Here is a 21257-nt window from a genome sequence, read left to right on the forward strand (position 1 = left end):
CCTCGGGAAGCAGGGGAAAACCCGAGGATAGTGCAGCGCAGCACTGCCTTGCAAGCAAAATAATTGGGGTCAGATTCCAATTATCTCCGCCTCATCCGACCTCCATACTTAATCGGGGACAGGTTTGCGCTTCCTGGCGGGCGGGCGACCGGCCTGCCCTGGCGTCACCCGGCGCGCCGTCCGCCTCTGCAATTCCGCGACATAGTCCGGCTCGCCCAGCGCCCAACCCCGCAGGGCCGAGTCCGTGAGCGCCTGCTTCACCTTTTCGCCAATGCCCGCGCGGACGAGCTCGGCATAGGCCTCGTCGCGGGCGAACGGCGTGTTGCCCAGCTCCCAGTAAAGCGGGTGCGGCGTGAGCAGCTTGTCGCTGCGCCGGCCGATGTAGTGCAGGTAGCTGGACCACGGGTAGTCCGCCGGGTCCGCGACCATCCCGGCGCGCACCGGGTTCAGGTCGAGGTAGACCATGCAGGCCAGCAGGTAGCGCTCGGCCTGGATCAGCGTGGACTTGTAGCGGCCCTCCCAGAGCGTGCCGGTGCGGAAGTGCCGCAGGTTGTAGTTGCGCACGTAGCGCCGGCCGACGGCCTGCATCATCTGCGGGATGCCATCCTCCGTCTCCGGCGTGGCCAGCAGGTGGAAGTGGTTGCTCATCAGCACGTAGGCGTGGATCGCCACATGCTGCTTGCGGGCGTGCTCGTCGATCAGCGACAGCAGCAGCTCGTAGTCCGCCGTGCCGGCGAAGATCGCCTGGCGGTTGTTGCCGCGCTGGATGATGTGGTGGGGGTAGCCCGGGACGGTCAGCCGGGGAAGGCGCGCCATCCGGCGATCATAAATTGGAATCTGACCCCAATTAGGGTTGCGCGCTGACAAGGGCGGGGCGGGTGGCTGCTGAGAATCGCAGGCCAAAGGAGAAGCCCATGTCGTTCGCGCTCTACATGCTGGGATTCATCATCGTCATCGTCGGGCTCGCCTGGGGCGCGATGGTGGCGGGCGTGCCCCAGACCTACATCCTGATCGGCGCCGTCGTGCTGTTCGGCATCGGCCTGCTCTCGGCCGTCAAGCGGACGCGTCCGAAGGATCCGCCGTCGCCGCCTCCGTCGCACTGACGTCCGGCAGCCCCGGGAAGCGCACCGGCTCCAGCGCCGCCAGCCCGAACTCCGCGAGGATCGCGCGCAGGCGCGCCGCGGCGCTGCGCTTGCGCTGTCCCGTGCGGCGCGCCAGGATCAATTCGTTCTTCAGCGAGTGCTCCCATCCCACCAGTTCCGTCACCGTGACCTGGTAGCCCATGGCCTCGAGATAGAGGCAACGCAGCACGTTCGTGAGCTGGCTCCCCAGCTCGCGCGTGTGCAGCGGATGCCGCCACAGCTCCGCCAGCGGCGTGCGCGCGAGCGCCAGCGCCTTGGACTGCCGCAGGCAGCTCGCCACCTCCGCCTGGCAGCACGGCACCAGCACCATGAAGCGCGCCTCCTTGCGCAGCCCGAACGCGATCGCGTCGTCCGTGGCCGTGTCGCAGGCATGCAGCCCGGTGACCACGTCGATGCGCTCCGGCAGCTGCGCCGCGTCGGCCGCCTCGGCGGCGCTCAGGTGCAGGAAGGACATGCGCTCGAACCCGAGCCGCTGCGCCAGCGCGCGCGAGCGCTCCACGAGCTCCGCGCGCGTCTCGATGCCGTAGATGTGGCCCACGCCGCGCGGCCGGAAGAACAGGTCGTACAGGATGAAGCCCAGGTAGGACTTGCCGGCGCCGTGGTCCGCGAGCGTCGGGTGCCCGCCCTCCCCCGGGATCTCCAGCAGCAGCTTCTCGATGAACTGCACCAGGTGCAGCACCTGCTTGAGCTTGCGCCGCGAATCCTGGTTGACGCGCCCTTCGCGCGTCAGGATGTGCAGCTCCTGCAGCAGCTCCAGCGACTGGCCCGGGCGCAGGCCCAGTTCCTCGCGCACGTCCTTCTTCATGGCGTCGGCCCCACGTCCAGCGCGTCCCAGCCTTCCCGTCCCAGCCGGCGCAGCAGGGCCATGTTCGCCTCGTAGATCGCGGACGCATCCGGAAAGGCGGCGACGGCGCGGTCGATGCTCGCTTCACGCAGCAGGTGCAGCGTGGGATGCGGCGCGCGGTTGGTGCAATTGGTGATGTCGTCCTCCTCGGTGCCCGCGAACACGAAGCGCGGATGGAAGTGCGCGACCTGCACCACGCCTTCCAGCCCCCGCTTGCGCACCAGCCGCTCGGCGCGCGTGACGAGATCCAGGAAGCCGAGGAAGTCCTCCATCCCGCGCGGGATCGCCAGCAGCGTCGTGTCGCGCTCTGCCGGGTCGCGCGCCACCAGCGCGTCCAGCTCCAGGGCGAAATCCTGCAGGATGCCGGCCGGGTCCTCGGCCTCCGTGGCCGCGATGTGCACCTGCTCCTTCACCAGCACCGCCTTCGCGAAGGGGCACAGGTTGAGGCCCACCACCGCGCGTTCCAGCCAGCGCCGCGTGTCCGCCACGGCCGTCGCGAGGTCCGCCATGTTCAGACGAACAGGCTGGGCTGGCCGACGATGCGCTTGGCCAGCTCGTCGAGCAGCGCGGTGTCGACACGCGCCGCGGCGATGCCCGCCTGCACCACCTCGAAGCCGCGGGTGTTGAGCAGGCGGAAGCGCAGCTGGCCCGCCTCGTGGTCGGCCGTCGCGGTCACCGACCCGCGCGTGTTCGCCTCGTAGTCGTAGCGCACTTCCTGCAGCACGTTGGTCTCGCCGCCGCGCACCTCGAAGCGCTGGAACTTCACCGGCCCGTGCGCGAGCCGGTCTTCCACCCGCCGCATGTCGGTCGGGAAGTTGACGCTCACCGATCCCGTCGCGGCCTCGCCGGGACGCGGCACCACGCGCCAGCCCATCGCGATGTAGTCGAAGACCTCGCGATTGCGCAGCTGCTTGCGGCGCGCATCCACGCGGAAGTCCACCAGCTTCACCGCGGGCCAGGGCGTGCGGCCATCCAGTGTGAACGCGGGGCCCGCAGGCTCGATCACGGTGAGCTGCTGCGCGAGCTCCTGCAGGTAGGACAGCACGCGCCGGCAGGCCTCCTCGGTCTGCGCGGTGCGTTCGCCGAGGCGCTGGTCCTCGGCCGTGCGCTGCCCCTGCAGCGCCTCGGCCTGGGACTTCAGCTGGTTCAGGAAACTCATGGAACCCGGAATTATGGTGCCGGCTGCGCGGCCGCGGGGCGCCTCGCCGGGTGCCGCGCCAGGAACGCGGCGATCACGGCCGCGATGGCCATGCCGAGCACGGCGCAGCCACCCGTCACCCACCACATGGCATGCCAGCCGCCCGCGCGCGCCGCCGTCCACGCCGCCAGGGGCGGGCCGGCGAACTGCCCGAAGGCGGACCACTGCTGCATCCAGCCCACCGTCGTCGAGACGGTACTCTCGTCCGGCGCCATGCGCACCGCAAGCGAGAACAGCGTGCCCGGCACCAGGCCGCCCACGGTGGAGAACAGCAGCACGCCGGCGTAGCGCACCAGCGCGACGTGGGCGCCGCCCGAAGACCAGGAGGCGAACGCGGCGATCGCACCCACGATCATCGCCACGAAGCCGCACTGCAGCAGCAGCGGGGCCGGCACGCCACGGTGCAGCAGGCGCCCGGAGGCGATGTTCCCCACCATGTTCACCGCCGCCGCGAGCGCCGTCGCGACGGCCGCGTAGGCGCCGGCGAGGCCCGCCTGCGCATAGATGGTCGGCAGGAAGCCGATGACGGCGAGCCACTGCGACGAATACGCGGCGAAGGCCAGGGACGGCAGCCACGCGCCCGGCGAGCGCAGGGTGCGGACGATGCGCGCCGTGCTGCTCGCGGCGGTGCCGCTGCGCTGGTCGGCCGAAGCCGGCACCGCGCGCCACAGCACGAGCGCCATCACGAGCGACAAGGATGCCAGCAGCCACCACCAGCCGGGCCAGCCGGTGAGCGCGATGAAGGCCGGCCCCACCAGCAGCGCGGTCGCCGTGCCAAAGGGCATGTAGGCGCCCCACAGCCCGAGCATCGTGCTCAGCCGGGCCGGCTCCACCAGCCGCCGGATCAGCCCCGGCGCCGGCAGCGACGCGAGCAGGAAGCCCACGCCTTCGGCGCCGCGCAGCGCGAGCAGCGCGCCCGGCGTGGTCACCGCGCCGCCGGCGAAGCTGGCCACCGACAGGATCAGCAGGCCGGCGATCATGGTGCGGCGCTGGCCCAGCGCATCGGCCGCGGCGCCGATCGCGAGGCCCAGCGTCATGCCGGCCAGCTGCACCAGCGACAGCAGGAAGCCGGCCTGCACCAGGCTGATGTGCAACTGGTCGCGCAGGACGGGCAGCGCCGGCGGCAGCTTGCCGATGTGCAGCGCCGCGCTGATGCCGGCGAGCACGACGATGAGGGCGGGATGCACCTTCATGCGGCCGCTCCCGCCAGCAGCTTGCGCCCGGTCAGGCGCTCGTGTTCGCGCGCGGCGTAGCGGTCGGTCATGCCCGCGATGTAGTCGGCCACCGCGCGTTCGGTGTCCGTGCGCGCGGTGAAGCCCGCCTGCATCTCCGCCGGGTCGCGCACGTAGCAGTCGAACAGCTCGCGCACGACCTCCTGCGCCTGCGCCATCGTCTCCATCACGCGCGGATGGCGATAGAGGTCATGGAACAGGAAGGCCTTCAGTTCCGCCGACCGCGCGCGCGCGCGCTCGCTGAAGCACACCAGCGCCGGCAGCGCCCGCACCGCGTCCGCATCGGCCGGCCGCGCCGCCGCGACGCGCTCGCGCGTGGCGTCGATCACGTCGTAGACCAGCGCGCTCAGCATGCGCCGGATCGCCTCATACAGCAGCCGGCGGTCCTGCAGTTGCGGATGGTCGGCGGCGGCCGCGGCCAGGTGCTCGCCGAACAGCGGCACCTCGGCGACCTGCTCCAGCGTGATCAGCCCCGAGCGCACGCCGTCGTCGATGTCGTGCGCGTTGTAGGCGATCTCGTCGGCGAGGTTGCACAGCTGCGCCTCCAGCGCCGGCTGCGTGCGGGCGAGGAAGCGCCGGCCGACGCCGTCCGGCTCCGCGCGTTCCAGCTTCTCGGCGTTGGCGCGCGAGCAGTGCTTCAGGATGCCTTCGCGCGTCTCGAAGCAGAGGTTGAGCCCGTCGAACTCGGGATAGCGCTCCTCCAGCTTGTCGACCACGCGCAGGCTCTGCAGGTTGTGCTCGAAGCCGCCGTGTTCGGCCATGCAGGCGTTCAGCGCGTCCTGGCCGGCATGGCCGAAAGGCGTGTGGCCCAGGTCGTGGGCCAGCGCGATCGCCTCGACCAGGTCCTCGTTGAGCCCGAGCGGCCGCGCGATCGAGCGCGCCAGCTGCGCCACCTCGATCGAGTGCGTCAGGCGCGTGCGGAACAGGTCGCCCTCGTGGTTGAGGAACACTTGCGTCTTGTAGACCAGCCGCCGGAAGGCCGTGGAATGCACGATGCGGTCGCGGTCGCGCTGGAACTCGGTGCGCGTGGGCGCCGGCGGCTCGGGATGGCGGCGGCCGCGCGTGCGCGCGGGATCGCTGGCGTAGGGAGCGAGGCTCATGCGGCCGCCGCGCTCAGCGCGTGCACGCGGCGATCACCTCGCGCACCAGCGCATCGGGCGCGCCGCGCACCGCCGCCTGGCCGGGACGCTCGATCACCACGAAGCGGATCTCGCCGGCCTCGGCCTTCTTGTCCACGCGCATCAGTTCGAGGTAGCGCTCGGCGCCGAGCGCGGGGCCCACCGTCGGCAGGCCCGCGCGGCCGATCAGGGCGCGCATCCGCTCGACGAAGGCTTCGTCCACCAGGCCCAGGCGCTGCGACAGGCGCAGGGCCATCACCATGCCGCAGCCGACGGCTTCGCCGTGCAGCCAGCGGCCGAAGCCCAGGCCCGCCTCGATGGCGTGGCCGAAGGTGTGGCCGAAATTGAGGATGGCGCGCAGGCCGGCCTCGCGTTCGTCCTGGCCCACCACCTCCGCCTTGATCTCGCAGCTGCGCCGCACCGCGTGCGCCAGCGCCGCCGGCTCGCGCCGCAGCAGCGCGTCGACGTTCGCCTCGATCCAGTCGAGGAAAGGCATGTCCGCGATCGGGCCGTACTTGATCACCTCGGCGAGACCCGCGCTCAGCTCCCGCTTCGGCAGCGTGGCCAGCGTATCGAGGTCGCAGACCACGCGTGCCGGCTGGTAGAAGGCGCCGATCATGTTCTTGCCCAGCGGGTGGTTGATCGCGGTCTTGCCACCGACGGAGGAGTCCACCTGCGCCAGCAGCGTCGTCGGCACCTGCACGAAGGGCACGCCGCGCATGTAGCACGCCGCCGCGAAACCGGCCATGTCGCCGACCACGCCGCCGCCCAGCGCGAACAGCACGGTCTTGCGGTCGCAGCCCTGCCCCAGCAGGGCGTCGAAGATGCGGTTCAGGGTCGGCCAGTCCTTGTGCTCCTCGCCGTCGGGCAGCACGACCTCGTGCACCTGGCGGTAGCGCCCGGCGAGCGCGCCGCGCAGGCGCGCGGCATAGAGCGGCGCGACGGTGGTGTTGCTGACGACCAGCGCGGCGGCCGCGGAGGGCAGGCCTTCCCAGATGGCGGGCCGTTCGAGCAGGCCGGGCCCGATCAGGATGTCGTAGCTGCGCTCCCCCAGCGCGATGCGCACCTGCTGGGGATCTTCGGTGGACGGGGCGGGCATGCCCCGGAGTTTAAGGGCGCGGCGGCAGGACGCCCGCCAGCTCCAGCTGCATGACGATCATGTTCACCAGCGTGGGCACGGAAGGCCGGCCGGTCTCGATCTGGAAATGCGCGGTCTCGCGATAGAGCGGGTCGCGTTCGGCGTACATCGCGCGCAGCTTGCCCAGCGGGTCGGCGACCTGCAGCAGCGGCCGCTGCGTGTCGTGGCGCAGCCGCCGGTACAGCTCCTCCGGCGTGGAACGCAGGTAGATCACCTGGCCGGCGGCGCGCAGGGCCTGGCGGTTGGCCTCGCGCAGCACGGCGCCGCCGCCGGTGGCCACGACGGCGTCGGGTCCCCGGGCCAGCTCCGCGATCGTCTCCTGCTCCCGCTCCCGGAAGGCGTCCTCGCCCGCCTCGGCGAAGTACTCGCGGATGCTGCGGCCCAGGCGCTGCTCGATCAGGTGGTCCGAATCGAAAAAAGGCAGCACTAGCCGCCTTGCGAGATGGCGCCCGACAGTGGACTTGCCACTGCCGGGCATGCCGACGAGGGAGAGCACCAGGTGCCCTTCGGGTCAGGGAAGGACCACCGAACCCAGCAACGTGGTGTTGTTCTTCGGCGTGGTCGCCTCGGCGTTCAAGGTCGCGCCGGAGCAGCCGGCACCGGAGAACACCAGTCGATGCACCGTGGGCGTGGTCGTGCTCGGAACCGTGGCCGGAATGATGCGGGACACCGAGCAGGAGCCAGCGATGGTGCTGACGGTGGCGGCCAGGGACGTTCCCGCAGGCAGGGGGTTGCCATTGCGGTCGCGCAGGACCACGTCCACGCTCGTGGGCTTCATGTTCACGAACACCGTGCCCGGCTCCTCGTCTTCCGTCACCGCGTAGCTGTCGGAGAACACGATCACCGCTTGGGCGCGCACGCGGGTCGAGCCCCAGGCGCCGTCGCAGGTGTTCGCCACGTTCGCGACCAGGTAGGGGTTGGTGCCCGAGGGATGGGCGGCGCAGGCCGTCGTGCCGATGCCCGAGCCCGGCGTCGACGCACTGCCGACGCGCTGCTCCCCGCTCGACCGCGAGCCGTTCTCGTCGGCGTCCAGGAACGGCTGCCCCATGTCGTAGAAGGTCTCGCCCACCTGGTAACGGTTGTCCCCGTTCTCGTCGACGAAGATCTCGTCGCCGTCCATGTAGGCGAGCACCGTCACGCGGCCGTTGTCCGGACGGAATTCCTGGCTGGTCAACGAAACCGAGCAGCCCGACTTCTTGTCGCTGTTGATGGTCAGCGAGCAGGAGGCCGTGACCTGGCCGCCTTCGCCGATGAACGACACCGTGGTGCCCTCGGGCAAGGGCTGGGCCAACCGGTCGGCCGCCAGGATGTTGATGCTGGTCGTCTCGCCGTCGTACCGCAGTCCCTCGATGTTGAACTTCTCCGCGGACAGCGAGAAGAAGTTCTGCACCGCGCGGCCCGAGTTCACCGTCAGGCCGGAAGACGACGCGGTGATGGCGGGATTGGAGACGAGCTCGGCGTTCAGGCTCAGCGGCGTCGGGAAGCCGCCCGACTTCACGATGACCTGGACGTTGCCGGTGACGTCGGTGGACACCACCTTGGGCGTGGTGGTGTTCGTGTCGGCGAACACCACGCCGGCCGCGATCGCAGCAGAGGACAGCGACACGCGCACCTGCGTCGACGTGGTGATCGGGTTGCCGGCGGCGTCCACCAGCTTGAACACGACGGTCGACTGCTTGGCGCCGGAGGACGCACCGGAAGTGAAGATCGTGGCAGGCGTGGCCGAGACGAACAGCAGGTTCGTCGCCTGCGGCGCCTGCACCGTCACCGTGGTCTGCACCGGCGACGCGCCGGGTGCGGATGCCGTCAGCGTGGCGGTGCCGCCGGTGCAGCCCTCCGCCTGGAACGTCGCGGCGGCGGTGCCGGTGGAATCGGTGATCACGCTCGCCGGGCTGAACTTGCCGCAGCTGGTGCTGAAGCCCACCGTGACCGGGATGGTGGTCGCGGGCTGGCCGCCGACCGTCGCGTCCACGCTCACGGTCGTGTTCTGGTAGGCCGTCAGCGTGGTCTGCGCGGCCTTCATGTTCCTGAGCCCCACGTTGGCCGCGGACGTCTGGACGTCGATCGAGGCCGAGACCGCGGTCTCGTTCACGGTGGCGCTGGCCGTCAGCGTGTCGGCGCCCGTGCTCGTGAGGTCGGCGGGCATGACCTGCACCGTCGCGATGCCGGTCACGGGGTCCGTCAGCACCTGGCCGGAAGCGGGCTGGAACGCGATCACGCCACCGGAGCTGAAGCTCACCAGCTTGTTGGTCACCAGGTCCCCGTTGCCGTCCTTCACCAGGGCGCGCAGGAACACCGTGCTGCCAGGAGTCACGGCGTTGCCCGGAATGGCCGTGCCGCTCGAATTCACCAGGCTCAAGGACAGGGTCGGCGCGCCGACGGTGCCACCGTCATCGCCACCGCCGCCGCCTCCACCCCCGCCGCCACCGCCACCCCCACCCGCCGTGGCGCCAGGACTGCCCCCGCCACCGCCGCAGGCGGCCAGCGCGGCGACCATCGCGAGGCCGGCCAGCGCCTTGAAAAATCGATTCATGAAAAGCTCTCCTCCGTAGATTCCGTACTGCTAGCGCCCCGCGGTGCCGCGATCCGCCACCATCTTGGGCGTGATGAAGACAAGCATCTCCTGCTTGTTGCTGCTGCGATTGCGGGTCTTGAACAGGTTGCCCGCGATCGGGATGTCGCCCAGCAGCGGCACGCGCGCCTCGTTCTCCGACTCCGTCAGCTCGAAGATGCCGCCGATCACCACCGTGCCGCCGTTTTCCACGAGCACCTGGGTGCGGATGTGCTTGGTGTTGATCGCGATGCCGGCGGCCGTCGTCTCGCCGCGGCTGTCCTTGTTGATGTCGAGGTCCAGGATGATGTTGCCCTCGGGCGTGATCTGCGGCGTGACTTCCAGCTTCAGCGTCGCGCGGCGGAAGGCCACCGACGTCGCGCCGCTGGAGGTCGCCTGCTGGTAGGGGAATTCCGTGCCCTGCTCGATCAGCGCCTTGGTCTTGTCGGCCGTCACGATGCGCGGGCTGGAGACCAGCTTGCCCTTGCCGTCGGCTTCCAGCGCCGAGAGTTCCAGGTTCAGGAAGCGGTTGGCCGCGGAGCTGAAGATCGACACCGCGAAGGTGGCCGGCGCGAAGCCGCCGGCGCCCGAGGACGGCAGGTTCAGGAACGTGGTGTTGGTCGTCGTCAGCTGGGTGTCGCTCTCGCCCACCGTGCCGCTCACCGCGTCGTACGTGCCGCCGAAGGCCACCCGGTTGGTGTCGCCGATCCGGTAGCCCGGGTCGCCGCCGCGGATGCCCCGCAGGTCGCTGCCGCCCAGGCGCACGCCCAGCGACTTGCCGAAGGTGTCGGAGGCCTCGACGATGCGCGCCTCGATCAGCACCTGGCGCACCGGGATGTCCAGGCGCGCGATCAGCTGCTGCACCTGCTCCAGCTTGGACGGCACGTCGGTGACGAACAGCTGGTTGGTGCGCGGCTCGGCGATCGCGCTGCCGCGGGTGCTCAGGATCCGCGACGAGCCCGTGCCGGTCAGCTGCACGGAGATGTCGGCGGCCTTCGTGTAGTTCAGCTGGAAGGCCTGCGTGCGCACCGGCTCCAGGCTCTGGATCGCGGCGTTCGCTTCCAGTTCGAGCTTTTCCTTGGCGGCGATCTCGTCCTTCGGCGCGATCCACAGCACGTTGCCGGTGCGGCGCATGCCCAGGCCCTTGGCCTGCAGGATGATGTCCAGCGCCTGGTCCCAGGGGACGTCCTTCAGGCGCAGGGTGACGGCGCCGGTCACGGAATCGGAGGTGACGACGTTGAAGTTGGTGAAGTCGGCGATCACCTGCAGCAGGGAGCGGACCTCGATGTTTTGGAAGTTCAGCGACAGCTTCTCGCCCGTGTAGCCAGGCCCCTGGCTCAGCTTGTTCGGGTCCTGCTTCTGCTGGCGCACTTCCACCACGAACTGCGTGTCGGACTGGTAGGCGCTGTGCTCCCAGGCGCCGCGCGGCTCGATCACCATGTGCACGCGGTCACCCTGCTGCGTGGTGGTCACGCTCTGGATCGGCGTGCCGAAGTCGGTGACGTCCATGCGCCGGCGCAGGCCCTCGGGCAGCGACGACTTCAGGAAGTCCACCACCAGCGACTGGCCCTGCTGGCGGATGTCGACGCCCACCTGGTTGCTGGGCAGGTCGACGATCACGCGCCCGGAGCCGTCCGGCCCGCGCCGGAAGTCCAGGTCGCGCAGCGGCTGCATGTCGCGGTTGCGGCTTTCGGCGAAGACCGGCTGCTGCGCGGCGGCGGCGGTCTGCGCCACCGGGTCGAGCGTGACGACCAGCGTCTTGCCGTCGAGCGCCACCCGGTAGTTGGTGGGCGCCTTGAGGTTCAGCACCAGGCGGGCGCGGGTCGCGCCCTGCACCACGTTGACCGAGCGCAGGTTGCCGACGTTCATCTCCACGCCGTTGCGGCCCATCGCGTTGCTCGCACCCGGCACGTCCAGCGCGATGCGCGCCGGCGACTGCGTCGCGAAGCCGGTCGGCAGCGCCGTCAGCGGCTCGGAGAAGTCGAAGCGCACCACTTCCGACCCGCCCTGGATCGACCCCGTGACGCTCTCCACGGCCGGCGCGGCCTGGACCGCGCCGCCGGCGAACAGCACGGCCGCCGCCAGGAAGGCGCGCCAGCTCCACTCGTTTCTTTTCATCATTTGGACTTCTCCTGCAATTGCAGCGTCGCGGTTCGCTCGACCCATTCGCCGGCGGCATCCTGGACCAGCTCGCGCAGCACGACTTCGCTTTCTCCCACCTTCGTGATCTTTCCGTAGTTCTGGCCGAGGTAGTTGCCCGGCTTCACCTGGTACAGGAGGTTGTCGACCCGGATCAGGGCGACCGGCTGGCCCTGCTTGATCAGGCTGCCGACCATCACCATCGCATCGAGCGGGTAGGCTTCCAGCGGCTCCTTGCGCCGGTTCAGCTCCGGCGCGAGCAGCGCCGCGCCGGCACCGCCGGACTCCTGCGAGTCGCGCTTGAGCGCCAGCGTCAGCTTCTGGTTGCTGAAGGGATCGACGGCCGCCTGCTCCACGTAGTCCTCGGGCGTGAACTGCTTGGGTTCCGGGATCGGCTGGATCTTCGGCCTGGTGGCGGCGCGCTCCTGCGCCATCCACTGCGTGACCTCCTCGGTGTCCGACCCGGTGCAGCCCGCCAGCGCGGCGGCCGCGGCCAGCACGAGCAACAGCGCCTGCCTCATTTCTTCTTCCTTCCCTTGGTGGTCGCCCTGCGCTGCGCGGCCACTTCGTCCTGGTCGAGGTAGCGGAAGGTCTTGGCCGTGGCGTCCATCACCAGGCTGCCGGCGGGGGTGGGCCGGATCTCCAGGTTGTTCAGCGTGACGATCCGCGACAGGTGCGCGATGTCGGCGGCGAAGGAGCCCATGTCGTGGTAGCGGCCGGACACCTTGATGGAGATCGGCAGTTCCGCGTAGTACTCCCTGACGCTGACCTGCCCCGGCTTGAAGTGCTCGAAGGCGAGGCTGCGGCCCAGGCCGGCCTGGTTGATGTCGGACAGCAGGGCGTCCATCTCCGCCTTGCTGGGCAGCTGCTTCTCGAGCTGCGTCACGTAGGTCAGGACCTGCTCGCGCTGCTTGCGCAGGGCGTCGAGGTTCACCGCCTGCGCCACCTTCTTCTTGTAGTCGGCGCGCAGGGCGACTTCCTTCTGCTGTTCGGCCGCCAGTTCGTCGGCGGAGTTGGTCAGCCAGAGGAACCAGAGCGCCACGACGATCGCCGCCGCCAGCGCGATGCACAGCGCCACCTTCGGCACCATCGGCCAGGAAGCCGGGTCGTTGGGATCGAGGCCGCGGAACTGCGCGGCGATGCGGTCCATCGCCGGCGGGGTTTCGGGGCCTTTTGCGGTTGTGGCCATGGGATTCAGTCCGTGGTTGCAGGGTGTGCGCGCATGCTCACTTCTTCGCCGTCGCGGCCGGCGCGCCGCCGGCGACCGCGGCGCCGGACGCCGCGGCGGTCGGCGCCGCCGCCGGAGCGGCCGACGCGGCCTTCTGCGCCTCGGCGGCCCGCAGCAGGCGCACCGTCATCTTGAAGTTGGCCACCCGGCGCACGTCCTTGCCGCCCAGGTTCACGTTGCCGGCGACGATCTCCGCCAGCTGGGGCTGGGTGAGCCAGGCGCTGCCCGTGCTCAGGTTGCGCAGCAGCTCGGAGACGCGCTCGTTCGATTGCGCCACGCCCGCCAGGGACACGGAATTGTTGGTCTGCTTCATGGCGGTGAGGTACACGCCATCGGGCAGCTGCTTCACGAGTTCGTTGAGCAGGTGCACCGGCATGTTGCGGTCGGCCTGCAGGTCTTCCACCGCCTGCTGGCGCGCGCGCAGCGCCGCGATCTCCTCCTGCAGCGCGGCGATGTCCTTGATCTGCGCCTCCAGGCGCTTGATCTCGGTGGACAGCACCATGTTGCGGGCCTGCTGGTTCTCGATCTGCGCGCCGTACCAGAGCCAGATGCCCACCGCGACCAGGCCGCCGGCGACCGCCGACGCGCCCAGGCTCGCGTAGAACATCTCGCGGCGCCGCTTGCGTGCCGCCTCTCGGTGCGGCAGGAGGTTGATCAGGATCACTGCAGGAACCTCCGCATCGCGAGGCCGCACGAGGTCAGGTAGGAAGGCGCTTCCCGCCGCACCTTCTTCTCGCGCACGTTGTCGCCGAACTGCATGCCCTGGAACGGGTCGGCCAGGGCGCAGGGGAAGGAGGTCTGGGCGGTGATGGCCTCGCTCAGGCCCGGCAGGGCGGCGGAGCCGCCGCCCACCATGATGTGGTCCACGCGGTTGTGGGGCGTGCTGGTGAAGAAGAACTGCAGGGCGCGCGCGACTTCCTGGGCCATGCTGTCGACGAAGGGGCGCAGCACGCCGGCCTCGTAGTCGTCGGGCAGTTCGCCGCTGCGCTTCTTGCTTTCGGCCTCCTCGGGGGAGAAGCCGTACTGGCGCACGATCAGCTGGGTGAGCTGGGCGCCGCCGAAGGCCTGGTCGCGGTCGTAGAGCACCTCGTCGTTGCGGATCACCTGCATGCTGGTGGTGGAGGCGCCCACCTCGAACAGGGCGACCATCTGGTCCTTGCCCTCGCCGGGCAGGTTGCCGATCAGGCGGCCGGCGGCCAGGCGCGACGCATAGGACTCGACGTCGATGATCACGGGCTTGAGGCCTGCGGCCTCGGCCAGGCCCTGGCGGTCCTGCACCTTCTCGCGGCGGGAGGCGGCGATCAGCACCTCGACGTCGCCGGCGGAGGTGGTGCTGGGGCCCACCACGCAGAAGTCGAGGCTCACTTCGTCGAGCGAGAAGGGGATGTACTGGTTGGCCTCGCTCTCGACCTGCACCTCCAGGTCCTGGTCGGACAGGCCGCCGGGCAGGATGATCTTCTTGGTGATCACGGCCGAGGCCGGCAGGGCCATGGCGACGTTGCGGGTGCGGGTGCCGCTTTTCTTGACGACGCGGCGCATGGCCTCGGCCACTTCGTCGAACTTCTCGACGTTGCCGTCGTTGATCCAGCCGCGTTCCAGGGGCTCGATGGCGCAGCGCTCGAGGACGAAGCCACCGTTCTTGGCGAGCCCGAGTTCGACCAGCTTGACGCTGGAAGAGCTGATGTCCAGCCCGAGCAAGGGCCCGGACTTGCTGCCAAACAGAGAGCCGATTGAGATCAAACCCGTCTCCTGAGACGCCTGGTGTCAAGGCGTAACGAACTTAAGATTCCACTTCAATGCTAGCAGTAACATCCTTGTCCCAAAAGGAATTTCCGGCGCGCGCACCTTGTGCGCGTTGTCAAAAGCCGACGGGGATGGCTGCGATACTGCGGGGCGCGAGGCGGTCCGCAAGCGCGAACCGATGCCCGGCGTGGAACCGCCGCACCAGAGGTCGGCTCACACCCCTGCATTTCTATAATGGGCGCGCAACCGGGCCGCCCGATGGAGTTCTATGGCTTCCGACCCTTCCGCCGACGCGCCCGCGACCGCACCGCGCCGGCCCTTCTGGCAACGCTTCCTGCTCAAGTTCTTCGGCTGGACCTTCGGCCTGGCCTTCGCCCTGGTGGCGGCGGCCGTGACCATCGGGGGGGTCGCCCTCGCGGTGGCCTACCCCAACCTGCCTGACATCAGCGACCTTTCGGACTACCGCCCGAAGCTGCCGCTGCGCATCTACAGCTCCGACGGCGTCCTGATCGGCGAATTCGGGGAGGAGCGGCGCAACCTGACCCCGATCGACGAGATCCCCGCCGTCATGAAGAACGCGGTGCTGGCGATCGAGGACGCCCGCTTCTATTCGCACAGCGGCGTCGACTACAAGGGCCTGGTGCGCGCGGCCATCGCCAACCTGGCCCGCGTGAAGAGCCAGGGCGCCTCCACCATCACCATGCAGGTGGCGCGCAACGTCTACCTCTCGTCCGAGAAGACCTTCACCCGCAAGCTGTACGAGGTGCTCCTCACCTTCAAGCTGGAACACCTGCTGACGAAGGACCAGATCCTCGAGATCTACATGAACCAGATCTTCCTGGGCAACCGCGCCTACGGCTTCGCGGCGGCCTGCGAGACCTACTTCGGCAAGCCCCTGAAGGACATCACCGTCGCCGAGGCCGCCATGCTGGCCGGCCTGCCCAAGGCGCCTTCCGCGTACAACCCGGTCTCCAACCCGTCCCGCGCCCGCTCGCGGCAGCTGTACATCATCGAACGGATGGAGGAGAACGGTTTCATCACGCACGAGCAGGCCGAGGCCGCCAAGAAGCAGGAACTGCGCGTGAAGACCGGCGTGCAAAGCCTGCCGGTGCGCGCCGAGTACGTGGCCGAGACGGTGCGCCAGCTCGTCTTCGCGCAATACGGCGACGAGGCGTACACCCGCGGCCTCAACGTGTTCACGACCGTGAAGTCCAACGAACAGGAAGCCGCGTACCAGGCCCTGCGCGACGGCATCATGCGCTACGAGAAGCGCCAGATCTACCGCGGCCCGGAACGCTTCGTCGACCTGCCGAACGACCCGAAGGAGCTGGACGACGCGGTGGACGACGCGCTCGCCGAGCACCCGGACAACGGCGACGTGATGGCCGCCGTGGTGCTGGAGGCGAACCCCAAGAAGATCGTGGCCGTGCGCGGCAACGGCGACCGGGTCGAGATCACCGGAGCGGGCCTGCAGGCCGCCCGTTCCGGGCTGTCGGAGAAGGCGCAGCCCAAGATCAAGATCCGGCGCGGCGCCGTGATCCGGGTGATGAAGTCCGAGAAGGACACCTGGGAGATCACCCAGCTGCCGGAAGTGGAAGGCGCCTTCATCGCGCTGGACCCGCGCGACGGCTCCATCCACGCCATGATCGGCGGCTTCGACTTCAACAAGAACAAGTTCAACCACGTCACGCAGGCGTGGCGGCAGCCGGGCTCGGGCTTCAAGCCCTTCATCTACTCCGCGGCGCTGGAGAAGGGCTTCACGCCCACCACCATCATCAACGACGGGCCGCTGTTCTTCGACTCGGGCGTGACCGGCGGCCAGCCGTGGGAGCCCAAGAACTACGACGGCCGCTTCGAAGGGCCCATGCCGCTGCACGTTGGCCTGGCCAAGTCCAAGAACATGGTGTCCATCCGCATCCTGCAGGCCGTGGGCCCGCAGGTGGCGCAGGACTGGATCACCCGCTTCGGCTTCGACGCCGAGAAGCACCCGCCCTACCTGACCATGGCCCTGGGCGCGGGCTCGGTGACGCCCATGCAGATGGCGCTGGGCTATGCCGTGTTCGCCAACGGCGGCTACCGCGTCAACCCGTGGCTGATCACGCGCATCACCGACCAGAAGGGCAAGGTGCTGGTGGAGAGCCAGCCGCCGCTGCTGAACGAATCGGTGCGCGCGATCGACGCCCGCAACGCCTTCGTGATGGACCGCCTGCTGCAGGAAGTGGCGCGCAGCGGCACGGCCGCGCGGGCGCAGCGCGAGCTGAAGCGCCCGGACCTGTACGGCAAGACCGGCACCACCAACGACTCCATCGACACCTGGTTCAACGGCTTCCACCCCACGCTGGTGGCGGTGGTCTGGATGGGCTACGACACGCCGCGCTCCCTGGGCGACCGCGAGACGGGTGGCGGCTTGAGCCTGCCGATCTGGATCGACTTCATGCGCACGGCGCTCAAGGGCGTGCCGATCATGGAACCGTCGGCGCCCGAGGGCCTGGTGAACATCGGCGGCGAGTGGTACTACGAGGAATACGCCCGGGGCGGCGGCGTGGCCAGCCTGGGCCTGAGCGGCGGCGATACCGGGGTGCCGGGCGCGGATGGCTCGCTGCGGCGCGGCCCGAGCGGCGAGCAGGCGCCGGGCCTGCCGGGCGACCCGGGCATGGTCAACTCCAACGGCCTGCCGCCGCCGGTGCCGCCGGCGCCCAGCGACGAGCGCCGCAGCATCCTGGACCTGTTCAGGAACTGAAGGTGAGGGGCCGGCCGGCCTGTTCGCTCGCGTAGCGGCTCAGGTCGGCGAAGAACTCGCTGGCGCGCTTGGTGTCGCGCCAGCACTGGCCGTCCCAGCGGTAGTGGAAGCCGCCGCTGCGGGCGGCCAGCCACACTTCCTGCAGCGGCTTCTGCAGGTTCACGATGATCTGGCTGCGGTCGCGGAACGTCAGGGTCACCATGCCGCCCACGCGCTGGTTGTCGATGTCGGCGTCGCTCGTGTCGTTGATCCGGTCGCACCCCGCCTCCACGCTGGCCAGCAGCGCCTCGGCGCGGTCGAGGTACTCGAGATCGGTCATTACAATTTCCTGATGTCCGGTGTCCACCAAATTCTAGTCAGCGCGGCTTCGCACCGCCGCTGGCTCGCCCTCGCGGCGTTCGCCCTGCTGGCGGCCTGCGGCCAGAAAGGCCCGCTGTTCCTGCCCACGGGCGAAGCGGCCGTCGGCCGCGCCTCGCTGCCGCAGACGCTCGCGCCCTCGACCGCGGTCGTGCCCGCCACGGCCGCCTCGGGCGTGCCGCCCACGGGCACGGCCTCGCCGGTGCGCAATCCATGAGCGCGTCCACCCCCCTGCCCGGCGCGCCGCACTTCCAGGTCCGCGGCGGCGAACTGTTCGTCGAGGAACGGAAGCTGGCCGACCTGGCGCGCGCGCACGGCACGCCGCTGTTCGTCTATTCGCGCGCGGCCATGCTGTCGGCGCTGGCCGCCTACCAGCGCGGCTTCGCCGGGCGCAAGGCGAAGGTCTTCTACGCGATGAAGGCCAACTCCTCCCTCGCCGTGCTGCAGGTCTTCGCGCGGGCCGGCTGCGGCTTCGACATCGTCTCCGGCGGCGAGCTGGAACGCGTGCTCGCCGCGGGCGCGAAAGGCGCGGACATCATCTTCTCGGGCGTCGGCAAGACCCGCGCGGAGATGCGCCGCGCGCTGGAGGCCGGCATCCACTGCTTCAACGTCGAGAGCGAGGCGGAGCTGGAGGTGCTGAGCGAAGTCGCCGCCGGCATGGGCACGACGGCGCCGGTGAGCCTGCGCGTGAACCCCGACGTCAACCCGCTCACCCATCCCTACATCTCCACGGGCCTCAAGGGCAACAAGTTCGGCATCGCGCACAAGGACGCCCTGCGCGCCTACCGGCGCGCCGCGGGCCTGCCCGGCCTGCGCGTGGTGGGCATCGACTGCCACATCGGCTCGCAGATCACGCAGGTGTCGCCCTACCTGGACGCGCTCGAGCGCGTGCTGGACCTGGTCGCGGCGATCGAGGCCGCGGGCATCCCCATCGCGCACATCGACTTCGGCGGCGGCCTGGGCATCGTCTACAACAACGAGCAGCCGCCCGCGGCCGACGCGCTGTGGCAGCGCCTGCTGGCGCGCCTGGACGCGCGCGGCTACGGCGACCGGCAGCTGATGATCGAGCCGGGCCGCTCGCTGGTGGGCAACGCCGGCGCCTGCGTCGCCGAGGTGCTGTACCTCAAGCCCGGCGAGCAGAAGAACTTCTGCATCATCGACGCGGCGATGAACGACCTGCCGCGGCCGGCGATGTACGAGGCCTTCCACCAGATCGTCCCGCTGCAGGCGCGCGGCGGCAAGCCCGTGGCCTACGACGTGGTCGGCCCCGTGTGCGAGAGCGGCGACTGGATCGGCCGCGACCGCAAGCTCGCGGTGCAGCCGGGCGACCTCGTGGCCGTGCTGTCGGCCGGCGCCTATTGCATGAGCATGGCCAGCAACTACAACACGCGCGGCCGTGCGGCGGAGGTGCTGGTCGACGGCACCGACGCCTATGTCATCCGCGAGCGGGAGGACGCGGCAGACCAGATGCGGAAGGAGAAGCTGCTTCCTTCGTAGGGTGGCGCGGCGCCAGCCGCGGCAGGTGAGCCGCCAGGCGAACCCCACCGCCCAGCGCGCGCCAGGCCCTCCACCCGAGCAGCACCGCCAGGATCGCGCCGTACACCGCCACCTCCGCGAAGTCGTTCTTCCCGGCGCGCATCCAGAAGAAGTGCAGGATCGCCAGCCCGGCGATCGCGTACACGGCGCGGTGCAGCGCCTGCCAGCGCTTCGCGCCCATCCACTTCACCGCGCGATTGAAGGACGTCGCCGCCAGCGGCGTCAGCAGCACGAAGGCGGCGAAGCCCACCAGGATGAACGGGCGCTTGGCGATGTCCTTGCCCATCCCGGCGAGGTCCAGCCCCTGGTCGAACCAGGCCCAGGTGAGGAAGTGCAGGACCACGTAGAAGTACGTGAACAGCCCCAGCATGCGGCGCAGCCGCTGCAGCGTCGGCAGGCCCGCCACCACGCGCACGGGGGTGACCGCCAGCGTGATGCACAGGAAACGCAGCGTCCAGTCGCCGGTGGAGCGCGTCAGGTATTCGGCGGGGTTGGCGCCCAGGCGGTCCGCGAAGGCGCCGAACACCAGCCACGCGAAGGGCAGCAGCGACAGCACGAACACGAGCGGCTTGACGGCCGGGTGCAGCAGCATCCGCGCGAGCGGCATCAATCGATCTTCCTCATGGGCGTAAGGCTTTCAGATCGGCGGCCGGGGCACGGGGTTCCCGGCGGATGGGCGCACTGTACAGCCGGGAAGGAAAAACGGCAGCCGGAGCTGCCGTTTTCCTCATCGCTCCGCTCAGCTGCGGGTGCCGTCGTTCGGGAAGGCATCGTTGGCGTTCAGCACGCCGTCGTCGTCGTGGTCGTAGTCCACGGCGCCCGGCTGCGCCTGCACCCAGACGGTCGTGCCGTTGATCACCTCGTAGTGGCCGTCGGCCGGAACCGTGACCACGGCGGGCGGGCCGCCCAGCACGACGGTCGGGTTCGCCGGAACGACCGCGACGGCCGGCGGCTCGTTGGCCTCGGCCGCGGCACTGCCGACGGCCGCGCCGCCGAGCGCCGCGAGGCCCAGGGCCGCCGCCGGCGCGATCGCGTGGGCGGCACCGCTCATGGCGACCAGGCCGCCGGCGGTGGCGAGAGCTGCAATCCACTTGTTGTGCTTCATCGCTATCTCCTGAAAGGACATGCCCACAGGGTGCGGTCCGGCAGGGCGACGCGCGATCGTCCGTCGTCCAGCACGGGCGTCGGATCGTTCGGGCGAGCCGTGCGAAGCACGGCGGGAGCCTAGTAGTTCTTCTTGAGGTCCATCCCGGCGTAGAGCTGCCCCACCTGCTGCTCGTAGCCGTTGAACATCAGCGTCTTGCGCTTCTTGGCGAAGAGCCCGTCTTCCCCGATGCGCCGCTCGGTTGCCTGCGACCAGCGCGGGTGGTCGACGTTGGGGTTCACGTTGGAATAGAAGCCGTACTCGTTGGCGGCCGCCTTGTTCCAGGCGGTGCGCGGCTCCTTCTCGACGAAGCGGATGCTCACGATGCTCTTGGCGCTCTTGAAGCCGTACTTCCAGGGCACCACCACGCGCACCGGCGCGCCGTTCTGGTTCGGGAGCACCTCGCCGTACATGCCGAACGTGAGCAGCGTCAGCGGATGCATGGCCTCGTCCATGCGCAGGCCCTCCGCGTAGGGCCAGTCCAGCACGCGCGAGCCGACGTAGGGCATGGTCTTGGGATCGGCGAGCGTCAGGAACTCGACGTACTTCGCGTTGCCCAGGGGCTCGACCTTCTCGATCAGCTTCGCCAGCGAGAAGCCCACCCACGGGATCACCATGGACCAGCCCTCGACGCAGCGCATGCGGTAGATCCGCTCCTCCTGCGGCGCGAGCTTCATGAGGTCCTCGATCGCGTACTTCGCCGGCTTCTTCACCAGGCCGCCGACTTCGACGCTCCAGGGCCGCGTCTTCAGCGTGTGCGCGTTCTCCACCGGGTCCGACTTGTCGGTGCCGAACTCGTAGAAGTTGTTGTAGCTGGTGGCGTCCTTGTAGTCGGTCACCTTTTCCATGGTGACCGCACCCGGCACGCTGGAGCGCACGGTGCTGATCGCCGCCAGCTTGCCCGGGCGCTGCACCTGCTGCGCGAGCGCCTCGCGCTGCGCCCAGGACGCGAGCGCCGCGCCGGCGGCGCCGGTGGCCATCCACTGCAGCATCCGGCGGCGGTCCTCGTAGACCGCGCGCGGGGTGATCTCGCTCGCTATCGGGTGCTGGAAACCATCACGACCTGTCCTGATCAGCATGTCGTCTCCTTCGATGAAAGAAATCCTTCACCGCAGAGGCGCAGAGGACGCAGAGAAGACATCCTGGA

At 69.8% G+C, this 21257-nt stretch carries 22 protein-coding genes; 4 read left to right on the plus strand and 18 right to left on the minus strand.

The window, feature by feature from the left end; translation table 11 throughout:
• Positions 1-108: 108 nt before the first annotated feature.
• Positions 109-816, minus strand: coding sequence for an REP-associated tyrosine transposase (locus ACY0MJ_RS01760; protein WP_462636543.1), 708 nt, complete (start codon positions 814-816; stop codon positions 109-111).
• 98 nt (positions 817-914) lie between these two features.
• Between ACY0MJ_RS01760 and ACY0MJ_RS01765 the strand changes: the two genes are divergently transcribed.
• Entirely contained in the window at positions 915-1103 is a 189-nt protein-coding gene (locus tag ACY0MJ_RS01765; protein WP_462636544.1) for a hypothetical protein, read from the plus strand.
• Here ACY0MJ_RS01765 and ACY0MJ_RS01770 read toward each other — a convergent pair.
• From ACY0MJ_RS01770 to ACY0MJ_RS01830, 13 genes are read right to left on the minus strand one after another with little or no spacing between them, the layout of a single operon-like run.
• Entirely contained in the window at positions 1054-1947 is an 894-nt protein-coding gene (locus ACY0MJ_RS01770; protein ID WP_462636545.1) for a class I SAM-dependent methyltransferase, read from the minus strand. The genes ACY0MJ_RS01765 and ACY0MJ_RS01770 overlap by 50 nt on opposite strands.
• A complete protein-coding gene (locus tag ACY0MJ_RS01775; RefSeq protein WP_462636546.1) occupies positions 1944-2495 on the minus strand; it encodes a DUF1415 domain-containing protein in 552 nt (183 codons plus the stop codon). Before ACY0MJ_RS01775 ends, ACY0MJ_RS01770 begins: the two co-directional genes overlap by 4 nt.
• A gap of 2 nt (positions 2496-2497) precedes the next feature.
• Entirely contained in the window at positions 2498-3145 is a 648-nt protein-coding gene (locus ACY0MJ_RS01780) for a hypothetical protein (RefSeq protein WP_462636547.1), read from the minus strand.
• 11 nt (positions 3146-3156) lie between these two features.
• Positions 3157-4377 carry an MFS transporter gene (locus tag ACY0MJ_RS01785; protein WP_462636548.1) on the minus strand — a complete coding sequence of 407 codons (1221 nt, stop codon included), beginning with the start codon at positions 4375-4377 and terminating at the stop codon, positions 3157-3159.
• Complete coding sequence (locus tag ACY0MJ_RS01790; RefSeq protein ID WP_462636549.1) at positions 4374-5516, minus strand: deoxyguanosinetriphosphate triphosphohydrolase; 1143 nt, start codon at positions 5514-5516, stop codon at positions 4374-4376. Before ACY0MJ_RS01790 ends, ACY0MJ_RS01785 begins: the two co-directional genes overlap by 4 nt.
• A gap of 13 nt (positions 5517-5529) precedes the next feature.
• Positions 5530-6633: a 3-dehydroquinate synthase gene (gene aroB, locus ACY0MJ_RS01795; RefSeq protein ID WP_462636550.1), complete on the minus strand. Its 1104-nt coding sequence runs from the start codon at positions 6631-6633 to the stop codon at positions 5530-5532.
• 10 nt (positions 6634-6643) lie between these two features.
• Positions 6644-7171, minus strand: a complete 528-nt coding sequence (locus tag ACY0MJ_RS01800) for a shikimate kinase (RefSeq protein ID WP_462636697.1) — start codon at positions 7169-7171, stop codon at positions 6644-6646.
• Between the two features lie 12 nt (positions 7172-7183).
• A complete protein-coding gene (locus ACY0MJ_RS01805) occupies positions 7184-9205 on the minus strand; it encodes a hypothetical protein (RefSeq protein ID WP_462636551.1) in 2022 nt (673 codons plus the stop codon).
• Positions 9206-9235: 30 nt separating this feature from the next.
• On the minus strand, positions 9236-11341 hold the full coding sequence (gene pilQ / locus ACY0MJ_RS01810; protein ID WP_462636698.1) for a type IV pilus secretin PilQ: 2106 nt from the start codon (positions 11339-11341) through the stop codon (positions 9236-9238).
• Positions 11341-11883, minus strand: coding sequence for a pilus assembly protein PilP (locus tag ACY0MJ_RS01815; protein ID WP_462636552.1), 543 nt, complete (start codon positions 11881-11883; stop codon positions 11341-11343). Before ACY0MJ_RS01815 ends, pilQ begins: the two co-directional genes overlap by 1 nt.
• Entirely contained in the window at positions 11880-12551 is a 672-nt protein-coding gene (locus ACY0MJ_RS01820) for a type IV pilus inner membrane component PilO (RefSeq protein ID WP_462636553.1), read from the minus strand. The genes ACY0MJ_RS01815 and ACY0MJ_RS01820 overlap by 4 nt, the downstream gene beginning before the upstream one ends.
• A 37-nt stretch (positions 12552-12588) precedes the next feature.
• Positions 12589-13254, minus strand: coding sequence for a PilN domain-containing protein (locus tag ACY0MJ_RS01825; RefSeq protein WP_462636554.1), 666 nt, complete (start codon positions 13252-13254; stop codon positions 12589-12591).
• Entirely contained in the window at positions 13251-14330 is a 1080-nt protein-coding gene (locus ACY0MJ_RS01830; RefSeq protein ID WP_462636555.1) for a pilus assembly protein PilM, read from the minus strand. Before ACY0MJ_RS01830 ends, ACY0MJ_RS01825 begins: the two co-directional genes overlap by 4 nt.
• Positions 14331-14601: 271 nt before the next feature.
• Here ACY0MJ_RS01830 and ACY0MJ_RS01835 point away from each other — a divergent pair, with 271 nt between their 5' ends.
• The gene (locus ACY0MJ_RS01835) at positions 14602-17073 is read left to right on the plus strand and encodes a penicillin-binding protein 1A (protein ID WP_462636556.1); all 2472 of its coding nucleotides are present in this window, start codon (positions 14602-14604) and stop codon (positions 17071-17073) included.
• On the opposite strand, the gene cyaY is transcribed toward ACY0MJ_RS01835, so the two are convergent.
• Complete coding sequence (cyaY, locus tag ACY0MJ_RS01840; RefSeq protein WP_462636557.1) at positions 17063-17392, minus strand: iron donor protein CyaY; 330 nt, start codon at positions 17390-17392, stop codon at positions 17063-17065. The two genes, ACY0MJ_RS01835 and cyaY, sit on opposite strands and share 11 nt — an antisense overlap.
• A 12-nt stretch (positions 17393-17404) precedes the next feature.
• Between cyaY and lptM the strand changes: the two genes are divergently transcribed.
• Positions 17405-17647: an LPS translocon maturation chaperone LptM gene (lptM, locus tag ACY0MJ_RS01845; RefSeq protein WP_462636558.1), complete on the plus strand. Its 243-nt coding sequence runs from the start codon at positions 17405-17407 to the stop codon at positions 17645-17647.
• Positions 17644-18927, plus strand: coding sequence for a diaminopimelate decarboxylase (gene lysA, locus ACY0MJ_RS01850; RefSeq protein WP_462636559.1), 1284 nt, complete (start codon positions 17644-17646; stop codon positions 18925-18927). The genes lptM and lysA overlap by 4 nt, the downstream gene beginning before the upstream one ends.
• Here lysA and ACY0MJ_RS01855 read toward each other — a convergent pair.
• The 3 genes from ACY0MJ_RS01855 to msrP form a co-directional block, all read right to left on the minus strand.
• Entirely contained in the window at positions 18866-19573 is a 708-nt protein-coding gene (locus tag ACY0MJ_RS01855; RefSeq protein WP_462636560.1) for a protein-methionine-sulfoxide reductase heme-binding subunit MsrQ, read from the minus strand. The two genes, lysA and ACY0MJ_RS01855, sit on opposite strands and share 62 nt — an antisense overlap.
• A gap of 132 nt (positions 19574-19705) precedes the next feature.
• Positions 19706-20071 (minus strand): hypothetical protein, encoded by a 366-nt coding sequence (locus ACY0MJ_RS01860; protein WP_462636561.1) that lies wholly within the window; start codon positions 20069-20071, stop codon positions 19706-19708.
• A gap of 119 nt (positions 20072-20190) precedes the next feature.
• On the minus strand, positions 20191-21189 hold the full coding sequence (gene msrP, locus ACY0MJ_RS01865; RefSeq protein ID WP_462636562.1) for a protein-methionine-sulfoxide reductase catalytic subunit MsrP: 999 nt from the start codon (positions 21187-21189) through the stop codon (positions 20191-20193).
• Positions 21190-21257: the final 68 nt, after the last annotated feature.

This window comes from Ramlibacter sp. bp-362, assembly GCF_054956735.1.